The organism is Roseovarius sp. D22-M7, from assembly GCF_037083785.1.
Classification (GTDB): domain Bacteria; phylum Pseudomonadota; class Alphaproteobacteria; order Rhodobacterales; family Rhodobacteraceae; genus Roseovarius.
Genome location: NZ_JBAPKY010000032.1, coordinates 41,448 through 48,419 on the forward strand (window position 1 = coordinate 41,448; position 6,972 = coordinate 48,419).

Here is a 6,972-nt window from a genome sequence, read left to right on the forward strand (position 1 = left end):
GCGCCTATCCCGCGCGTGTCCCGTCCACGGTTTCGGCCAGCGCTTCGGTGCGCGCGGCGATCTCGGCCAGCGTGTCGGTGACCGATTGCGGCACGACCGGCACCTCGACGCGCTCGGGGTCCGGCGGTGGCGCGTTGCGCAAACGCTCGAGCTCTGCCTCGGCGTCCGCCGCCCGCGTTTCGGCCGCGTCGAGCTTGTCGCGAAGCGCGACGGCCCGGTCGGCCAGCATCAGCCCCGCCATCAGCAGCATCCGCGTCTCGGGGATGCGGCCGATCTGCGCGGCCAGCACCTTGGCCTCGTCATCGAGCATCTTGGCGGCGGCGTGCAGGTAGTCCTCCTCGCCGGCATTGCAGGCGACCTCGAAGCTGCGCTCGCCGATCTCGATCTTCACCTCGGGCATCAGGCCTCCTCCGTCGTGGTGTCTGCGGTCCCGGCCCCGGCGATCACGCGGGCCAGTTCGGCCAGTACCGCCTCGACCTCGGCGCGGTCGGCGGCGCGGGTGGCGCGCAGGCCGTCGATCTCGGCCTGCAGGGCGGTGTCGATCAACTGCGGCTCGGGAATGCCGGCGGCATGCGCCTCGCGCAGGGCCCGGTTGCTGTCGCGCAATTGCTGATTGGCCGCGCGCAGCGCCTGCAGATCGGCATCGAGGCGCGTCAACGTCTCGCCCCTAGCCTCTTCGGCGGCTGCAAGCGCCGAGTCGCGCGCCTGCACGGTCTCCTGCAAGGCGGCGACCTCTGCGGCAAGCCGGGCATTGGCCGCCTGCGCCTCGTCGAACTGCTGCGCCAGCGCCCGGACCGCTTCGGGATCCGGCGCGTCCGCGCGCGCCTCGAGCCCCTTGGCAATCCGGTCCAGCGCCGCGGTGATCCGCGCCTGCAGGGCGTCTATGTCGCTCATCACGTCCGACCTCTCGCGCGTCTTCGATCAATGACTTCGACGAATCGCATATCGCGCCGCATTTGGCAAACCCTAGCCGCGCAGGCTTGCGCATGAGGCTGAAAATGCGCGGCCGCGGGCCGATACGCGCCGCCCGCGGCCGGGCGTGCGCTTGATCTTCGCGGTCGGGCTGGTATGCAGCATGCCGAACGCGTCACTTACGAAGGAAACCGCCCCGTGGATATCGCCGCCCTGCGCTCTGCCGACCCCGATCACTGGATGAAGGCCGCCGCGATCCGCGCGCTTGCCCTCGATGCCGTCGCCGCCGCCAAATCCGGCCATTCCGGGATGCCCATGGGCATGGCCGACGTGGCGACCGTGCTGTTCGAGAAGCACCTGAAATTCGACGCGGCCAACCCCGACTGGCCGGATCGCGACCGGTTCATCCTGTCGGCGGGTCACGGATCGATGCTGCTTTACGCGCTGCTGCACCTCACCGGCTACGCGGACATGACGATCGAGCAGATCCGCGACTTCCGGCAATGGGGGTCGCGCACCGCGGGCCATCCCGAATACGGCCACGCCACGGGGATCGAGACGACCACCGGTCCCTTGGGTCAGGGCCTCGCCAATTCTGTCGGCTTCGCGATCGCCGAGGAGAGCCTGCGCGCGCGTTACGGCAAGAAACTGATGGATCACCACACCTACGTGATCGCCGGTGACGGCTGCCTTATGGAGGGTGTGAGCCACGAGGCGATCGGGCTGGCCGGGCGGCAATCCCTGGGCAAGCTGATCGCGCTGTGGGACAACAACAACATCACCATCGATGGCAGCGTCGATCTTGCCGACCGCACCGACCAGGTCAAGCGGTTCCGCGGTGCGGGCTGGCATGTGCAGGAGATCGACGGCCACGACCCGGCGGCGATCGACGCGGCGCTGACAGAGGCCAAGCGCACGCGCAAACCCTCGATGATCTCCTGCAAGACGCATATCGCGCTCGGTCACGCGGCACAGGACACCGCCAAGGGGCATGGCGCGCTGACCGATCCGGATCAGAACGCGGCCGTGAAAGAGGCCTATGGCTGGACGCAAGGGCCCTTCGTGATCCCCACCGAGATCAAGTCAGCGTGGGAGGCCATCGGCGCTCGCGGGGCCGCCGAGCAGGCCGAGTGGCGCGCGCGCCTTGCCGAGGCCTCGCCGCAGCGCCAGGCCGAGATTGCGCGGATCTTCGCCCGCGACGTGCCGGCCAAGCTGTCGGCGCGGATCAAGGCGCTGAAGAAGCAGGTCAGCGAAGAGGCCCCGAACGTGGCCACCCGCAAGTCGAGCGAGATGGTGCTCGAGGTGGTCAACCCCGTCATGCCCGAGACCATCGGCGGGTCCGCGGACCTGTCGGGGTCGAACAACACCCGCTCGGGCGACATGACGGTCTTCGACGAGGGCAACCGCAAGGGCCGCTACATCCATTACGGCATTCGCGAGCACGGCATGGCCGCGGCGATGAACGGCATGATCCTGCATGGCGGGGTGCGCCCCTATGGCGGCACCTTCATGTGCTTTACCGATTACGCACGGCCCGCGATGCGGCTGGCGGCGCTGATGAAGATCCCCACGGTCTTCGTGATGACGCATGACAGCATCGGCCTTGGCGAGGACGGCCCCACGCATCAGCCGATCGAGCATCTGGCGATCAGCCGCGCGACGCCCAACACCTGGGTCTTCCGCCCCTGCGACACGGTCGAGACCGCCGAGGCGTGGGAGCTGGCGCTGAATTCGAAAGAGACACCGTCGGTGCTGTCGCTGACCCGGCAGGGCCTGCCCACGCTGCGGCGCGAGCACAAGACCCGCAACCTCAGCGCGCAGGGCGCCTACGTGCTGGCCGAGGCGACGGGCAAGCGGCAGGCGATCCTGCTGGCGACGGGCTCGGAAGTCGCGGTCGCGATGGCGGCGCGCGAGGTGCTGCAGGAGGCCGGAATCGGCACGCGGGTGGTCTCGATGCCCTGCTGGGAGTTGTTCGAGGAGCAGGAGGACAGCTATCGCCGCCGCGTCCTGCCCGCCGGCCCGGTCCGCGTGGCGGTCGAGGCGGCGATCCGTTTCGGCTGGGACCGCTGGCTTTACGGCGAGCGCGGCCGCCGCGAAAAGGGCGGCTTTGTCGGGATGCACGATTTCGGCGCGTCGGCGCCGGCGGATGTGCTTTTCGAGCAGTTCGGCATCACCCCCGAGGCCGTGGCCGATAAGGTGAAATCGCTGTTGTGAGAACAGGTGTGGCCGTGATGGGTATCGCACGCGGCCGCAATTTCCTTGTGTCCAACATTCTGGCGAGAGCCGAGCCGCGTATCGGCGGGCCGCGGTGCGGCGATCCAACAGGGCCGTTGCGTTGTTTTATGTCAGCCAAGTCCGCGTGACATCATTGCGTCGCGCGCATGGCAGCCAAATCGCCGTGCCGGGGGGCGGCCCGGCGATGCGCGGCGGCCTTCGGCCGTGTTTCCGCGCAAGGCGAACCTGAGAACCCTCGCAAGATATCAAAACCAACACCCGCGGCAGGTTGCCCCCTTTCACGCCGCGTCGTCGTCCTTCTCTGTCGAGTGGTCGCGAAACAGCGCGCCCTGCGAGATGAAGAACACGAAGATCGCCGCGGTCAGCCCAAAGGTCTTGAAATAGACCCAGACCTCCTCGGTCTGCGTGCGCCAGATCGCCTCGTTCAGGACCGCCAGCCCGAAGAAGAACAGCATCAGCCGGCGGGTCAGCGTCATCCAGCCCAAATCGGTGATCGGGATCACCCCGTCCATCACGAATTGCAGATAGGAACGCCCGCGCAGCAAACCGACCCCGAGGATGCCGCCGAACAGAAGGTAGATGATCGTCGGCTTCATCTTGAAGAACGCGGGATCGTTGAACCACACCGACAGCCCGCCGAAGACCACGATCAGCGCCGCCGTCACCGCCTGCATGCGCGACAGGTGGCCGGTGACCCGCCACAGCACCGCCATGGAGATCAGGAACACCGGCACGAATCCGGCGGTGACGACGATGAAGCCGTCATACTCGGTTCCGCCAAAGGTATAGACGCGATCCTTGAGCCAGAGATATGCCACGAAGAAGGCCAGCACGGGGCCGATCTCGAGCACCGGCTTGACCCATCCGGGCGTCGGGGTATCATTCATCTTGCCTGCCTTGCCTGTCGTCTTTGCGCATCGTCAACTTCCCAATTCAACTATCACCGCCCCCGCGGCGATCAAGCCCATCAGCGCGATGCGGCGCGGGCCCACGGTTTCCTTCAGCACCAGCTAGCCGATGAGCGCCGCGAAGACCGTCGAGGTCTCGCGCAGCACCGCCGCCTCGCCCACCTTGTCGAGCCGCGTGGCCAGCATCACCGACCCGAAGGAGAAAAACGCCACAAGCCCGCCCGACACGCCGCGCAGCGCCAGCGGCCCCAGTGTTGGACGCGCGGCCATGTTCCGGTAGCGCAGCCCGGCAATGGGCAGGATGCTGAGCCCGTCGAGAAAGAAGAACCACGCGAGAAAGGTGAACGGATCGGCGGCGGCGCGGATGCCGTAGGCGTCATAGGTGGTGTAAAGCGAAACGAACAGCCCCGTCGCCACCGCCAGCCCGAGGGCCAGCGGCATCGTCTCGCGGTCCAGCGTCAGGGTGCGCAGGTTGTAGACGGCCAGCCCGAAGATCCCCGACAGAAGCACCGCGAGGCCCAGCCACTGCACTGGCGTGAACAGTTCGCCGAAGATCAGCCACGCGCCGATCACCGCGAAAAGCGGCCCGGTGCCGCGCACCACAGGGTAGACCACCGTGTAGGCGCCGCGTGAATAGGCCATCGCCTGCAGCAGTTTGTAGCCGACATGGATCACCACCGCCCCGGCGAAGATCGGCCACATATGCACCTCGGGCCAGGGCACGACGAACAGCGCGAAAGGTGCTGCCATCATCGAATAGCTGGCATCGATCGCGCCGCGGCTGAGCCACGGGTCGTGCCGGCCCTTCTGCAGCGCGCCGAACACGGCGTGCAGGACCGCCGCCGCGAGCGCGAGGATCATCGCCAGGCGCTGCCCCGCTTCGGTGCCTTCCAGCGAGATCAGCCAGTCACTCACAAAGCGGGCCTCGCATCATCGCGGCCTGTCGTGTTACGCACGCCATCACGCGACGTTCGGAACGATATGGGGCCCCGGGATGTGGGAGACGATCAAAGAGCAGCTTTCGTCCGTTTTCAGCGCCGGGATGCTGGACACGATCACCGACGAACTTTCGGGCACCTTCAGCGCCGTGCCCCCGATCATCGCCGCGACCCGGCTGGTGGCGGCCCTCGCGCTTGGCGCGCTGATCGGCGCAGAGCGGGAATACAAGGAAAAGCCGGCGGGGCTGCGCACGCATATGCTGGTGTCGATGGCGGCCTGCCTGTTCATCCTGATCAGCCAGCAACTCGCGGCCCTGCCCTTCGGCGCCGAGGAGGCGCTGCGCGTCGACCCGCTGCGCCTGATCGAGGCGGTGACGGCAGGCGTCGCCTTCCTTGCCGCCGGGATCATCTTCTCGTCGGGCGGCGTGGTGCACAACATCACCACCGGCGCGTCGATGTGGCTGGCGGGCGCGATCGGGCTGGCCTGCGGCGCGGGCCAGATGCCGCTGGCGGCGATGGCGACCGGGATCGTGCTGGTGGTGCTGTTCCTGATCCGGCTGGTCGAGAGATAGCCATGCGTGCCGCGCCGTGCTGCGGACAGGCTCATCCGGTCTCCAGCCCGGTCAGGGCGGCGGCGAATTCCTCGGGATCGAACGGGGCGAGATCGTCGATCTGCTCGCCCACGCCGATGGCATGGATGGGCAGGCCGAACCGGTCGGCAAGCGCCACGAGGACACCGCCGCGCGCCGTACCATCCAGCTTGGTCATCACGAGGCCGGTGACATTGGCGAGCTTCTGGAAGATCTCCACCTGGCTCAGCGCGTTCTGCCCCGTCGTGGCGTCGAGCACCAGCAGCGTGTTGTGCGGCGCGTCGGGATCCTTCTTGCGGATCACGCGGACGATCTTCGACAACTCCTCCATCAGGTCGGCGCGGTTTTGCAGGCGCCCCGCCGTGTCGATCATCAGAAGATCCGCGCCATCGGCCTCGGCGCGGGTCATGGCGTCATAGGCAAGGCTTGCCGGGTCCGATCCCTCGGGTGCGGTCAGCACCGGCACGCCCGCGCGGTCGCCCCAGATCTGCAACTGTTCCACGGCGGCGGCGCGAAACGTGTCGCCCGCCGCGATCACCACCGATTTGCCGGCCGCCTTGAACTGGCTGGCGAGCTTGCCGATCGTCGTGGTCTTGCCCGATCCGTTCACCCCCACCACCAGCACCACCTGCGGGCGCTTGGCATAAAGCGGCATGGGACGCGCGACGGGGTCCATGATGCGCGCGATCTCGCGGGCCAGAAGCGCCTTGATCTCGTCCGAGGACAGGCGCTTGCCCATGCGCCCTTCGGCCATGTTGGCGGTGACGCGCATCGCCGTCTCGACCCCCATATCGGCGGTGATCAGCAGATCCTCGAGACGCTCCAGCATGTCGTCGTCGAGCGCGCGGCGGGTGACCGTACGCGGCGCGTCCCGGCCCAGAAGGCGCCCCAGCAGCCCGGAGCGCGGCGTGGTTTCCGGCAGCGTGTCGGGGATTTCCAGCGGTGTCGGCGGGGCAGTGGCGCCGGTGGGCGAAGGCGGCACCTCTTCGGGGCGCTCGACCGGGGTCTCCTGCGGCGGGGGTGGCGGCGTCTCGTCGGGTTTCGGCGGGATGACCGGCGGCTCGGGGGTGGGATCGGGTTGGGGCTTGGGGTCCGGGGCCGGATCAGGTTCGGGGATCTGCGGGTCGGGCGTGCCGCCCGCCTCGACGATCTCGTCCAGCCCCTCGTCAAGCTTCGACGAGGATTTGAACAGCCGCTCTTTCAGTTTCGTGAAAAACGCCATGCGCCCTCCGATCCGCGTATCACCTGTGACTTAATGCGGATCGAAAGGATATGAAAGCCTGCGCCGCGCTCAGATCTCATCGGCGAAATGCGTCATCACCAGCCGGATGGGGTTGGGGGCGGCCTGGCCGAGGCCGCAGATCGAGGCGTCGCCCATCACCTGGCACA

General features: G+C 67.8%; 7 protein-coding genes and 1 pseudogene. 2 read left to right on the plus strand and 6 right to left on the minus strand.

Annotation, left to right across the window (positions count from 1 at the left end; all coding sequences use genetic code 11):
* Positions 1-4: 4 nt before the first annotated feature.
* Positions 5-400: a cell division protein ZapA gene (locus V8324_RS14235; protein WP_336420591.1), complete on the minus strand. Its 396-nt coding sequence runs from the start codon at positions 398-400 to the stop codon at positions 5-7.
* Positions 400-894, minus strand: a complete 495-nt coding sequence (locus tag V8324_RS14240; RefSeq protein WP_336420592.1) for a hypothetical protein — start codon at positions 892-894, stop codon at positions 400-402. Before V8324_RS14240 ends, V8324_RS14235 begins: the two co-directional genes overlap by 1 nt.
* 216 nt (positions 895-1,110) lie before the next feature.
* On the opposite strand from V8324_RS14240, the gene tkt reads away from it, so the two are divergent.
* A complete protein-coding gene (tkt, locus tag V8324_RS14245; RefSeq protein ID WP_336420593.1) occupies positions 1,111-3,126 on the plus strand; it encodes a transketolase in 2,016 nt (671 codons plus the stop codon).
* Between the two features lie 299 nt (positions 3,127-3,425).
* On the opposite strand, the gene V8324_RS14250 is transcribed toward tkt, so the two are convergent.
* Positions 3,426-4,034 (minus strand): inner membrane-spanning protein YciB, encoded by a 609-nt coding sequence (locus tag V8324_RS14250; RefSeq protein WP_336420594.1) that lies wholly within the window; start codon positions 4,032-4,034, stop codon positions 3,426-3,428.
* 33 nt (positions 4,035-4,067) lie between these two features.
* Positions 4,068-4,970 (minus strand): annotated as a pseudogene (locus V8324_RS14255) (EamA family transporter).
* Between the two features lie 127 nt (positions 4,971-5,097).
* On the opposite strand from V8324_RS14255, the gene V8324_RS14260 reads away from it, so the two are divergent.
* Positions 5,098-5,565 carry an MgtC/SapB family protein gene (locus tag V8324_RS14260; protein WP_336420599.1) on the plus strand — a complete coding sequence of 156 codons (468 nt, stop codon included), beginning with the start codon at positions 5,098-5,100 and terminating at the stop codon, positions 5,563-5,565.
* Positions 5,566-5,596: 31 nt separating this feature from the next.
* Here V8324_RS14260 and ftsY read toward each other — a convergent pair whose 3' ends face one another.
* The gene (ftsY, locus tag V8324_RS14265; RefSeq protein ID WP_336420595.1) at positions 5,597-6,805 is read right to left on the minus strand and encodes a signal recognition particle-docking protein FtsY; all 1,209 of its coding nucleotides are present in this window, start codon (positions 6,803-6,805) and stop codon (positions 5,597-5,599) included.
* Between the two features lie 69 nt (positions 6,806-6,874).
* The coding region (locus tag V8324_RS14270; protein WP_336420600.1) for an NADH-ubiquinone oxidoreductase-F iron-sulfur binding region domain-containing protein at positions 6,875-6,972 on the minus strand (98 nt) is incomplete at its 5' end.

Excerpts from the sequence above, each read along its gene's own strand:
- ftsY (WP_336420595.1), bottom strand. The coding sequence starts at position 6,805 with ATGGCGTTTTTCACGAAACTGAAAGAGCGGCTGTTCAAATCCTCGTCG.
- V8324_RS14260 (WP_336420599.1), top strand. The coding sequence starts at position 5,098 with ATGCTGGACACGATCACCGACGAACTTTCGGGCACCTTCAGCGCCGTG.
- V8324_RS14250 (WP_336420594.1), bottom strand. The coding sequence starts at position 4,034 with ATGAATGATACCCCGACGCCCGGATGGGTCAAGCCGGTGCTCGAGATC.
- V8324_RS14240 (WP_336420592.1), bottom strand. The coding sequence starts at position 894 with ATGAGCGACATAGACGCCCTGCAGGCGCGGATCACCGCGGCGCTGGAC.
- V8324_RS14235 (WP_336420591.1), bottom strand. The coding sequence starts at position 400 with ATGCCCGAGGTGAAGATCGAGATCGGCGAGCGCAGCTTCGAGGTCGCC.